At 42.3% G+C, this 1,888-nt stretch carries 1 protein-coding gene and 1 pseudogene; both read left to right on the forward strand.

Annotated elements, in window-relative coordinates; genetic code table 11:
- On the forward strand, positions 1-678 hold a 678-nt coding region (locus A9G48_RS06120), incomplete at its 5' end, for a DUF2345 domain-containing protein (protein WP_141672967.1).
- A 19-nt stretch (positions 679-697) separates the two neighbouring features.
- A pseudogene (locus tag A9G48_RS06125) lies at positions 698-1,888 on the forward strand (hypothetical protein); the annotation flags it as partial.

The raw sequence follows: 1,888 nt of genomic DNA on the forward strand, positions 1-1,888 counted from the left end.
CAAGGCAAACAGCTCGACATGCAAGCCGCCATTACCCAGCTTGAAAATGCGCTATCCATTGCCAAAGCCCTACAAAATGCCGCTACTCAGTCTGAAGCCCACGGTGCAGACACTGACAGCCAAGAACAACTTAACAAAACATTAAGCCAACTGACCCAAAGCGGCATACTTGCCTATGCCCAAGAAGGCATTGCCTTAACCAGTCCGCAAAACATTCAACTCTCCACCGGCAACAGCGTTACTTTAACCAGTGAAAACCAAACTGACATTGCCGCCTTAAAAAACCTTACCCTCTCATCGGGCGAAGCGATGGGCTTATTTGCCCACAAATCAGGCATGAAACTGTTTGCCAACCAAGGCGATATTGAAGTGCAAGCCCAAAACGCCAACCTCAACATGGCAGCTAAGCAAGATATCAAAATTGACAGTGTCGATGGTGAGCTCACTGTCACCGCAAGCGAACAGCTTACGTTAATGTGTGGCGGTTCATACATAAAAATCAGCGAAGAAGGCATTGAACTGGGCACCCAAGATAATGTCTATTTTAAATGTAATGTCATGCAAAAGATGGGCGCGGCGAGTAATGATTTATCCGCAAAGCTAAATAACAATGATTCGGAACTCGAAATGTTATTAAGAAAACATGTATCGTTCAATTCAAAAAGCTTTTCGGAATAATTTGTAAGGAAGTAACACAATGACTATAAAAAAAATAACCGACTTTAACTTTCCCGTTGGCGAAAAACAATTAAGTCAAGACGCCTATTATAAAGCCTTATCAGAAGCAAACAGCGGCTTTTATCCCTTTGGTGCCAATGGCATATGGCATGGTGGTATCCATATTGACAAAAAGGTATTGAAAGAAATCAAAGAGGAAGCGAAGCTGCGTTGTATGGCTGATGGTGAAGTTATCGCTTATCGAGTGAATGATGTTTATCCTAAAATTGTGTATCAGGACAATGTTGAACTAAAAACGCCTTATAAGGAACAACAAAAAGTTGCTTATTTCTCAACGGGTTTTACTTTAGTTCGCCACTGTTTAGCTATGCCTAAGATAAAGGGCTCAACTCAAGCGCCCCCATCGATAACCTTATACAGTTTATATATGCACCAGCTTGATTGGTACGGTTACCAACAAAAAACACAAGAAAGTGGTAATCAAATTACCTATCCCCATTATTGGCAGGCTGTGTCAGGGATAGTCAATCAGGAAAAAGCCGACACCATTAAAGGCAGTGTAATACGAGAAAATGGAAGCCAAACAACCGTTGTTGGATTACTACTCAAAGGCAGTAAAGTCCGTTTAGGGAAACGACATCAAAAAATGGCGGGCTGGTATAAAATTGTATCCATAACCGCAGGAACAGTGGTTACCGCAACTGGATTTAAAAAAGAGTTAGGCAATATGACAGGCTATGTCTGGCATAAGGATATTGGCACGCAAGACAGCGAAAGACCAACCGGAAAGAGTGCGGACGCAGATAGGGACTACGAAATCTGCCGCGAAGATAATGACAAGCTGGGCAAACCCGAAGTAGCCGTAAAAGGCATTGCAGTATATGGTGCGGCAAACAATAAACAGAAATTAACCTATTTACCTAAGACAGCGACGTTTGAATTTGACGGTGAAAATAATGGGTATGCCAAAATTCGGAAAATCAACAACTGTGATGTGCCAGCGGTTTTGGTGGATAAAAATGGCGATGATGATGCCCCGCATAAGGGCTATGTCAAATTAACCTCGGTGACGTCATCGACTTTCGAGCCAGGAAAGCTAGATAAAATTGTGGTATTAAAAAAGCCGGCACCAATAAAGAAAGGCGATTTTATTGGATATATTGGTCATAATGTTAGTCAATCGGAACGTTTTGACGAGCCCAAAGAGGCT

The organism is Gilliamella sp. wkB18 (genome assembly GCF_001690875.1).
GTDB lineage: Bacteria > Pseudomonadota > Gammaproteobacteria > Enterobacterales > Orbaceae > Gilliamella > Gilliamella apicola_A.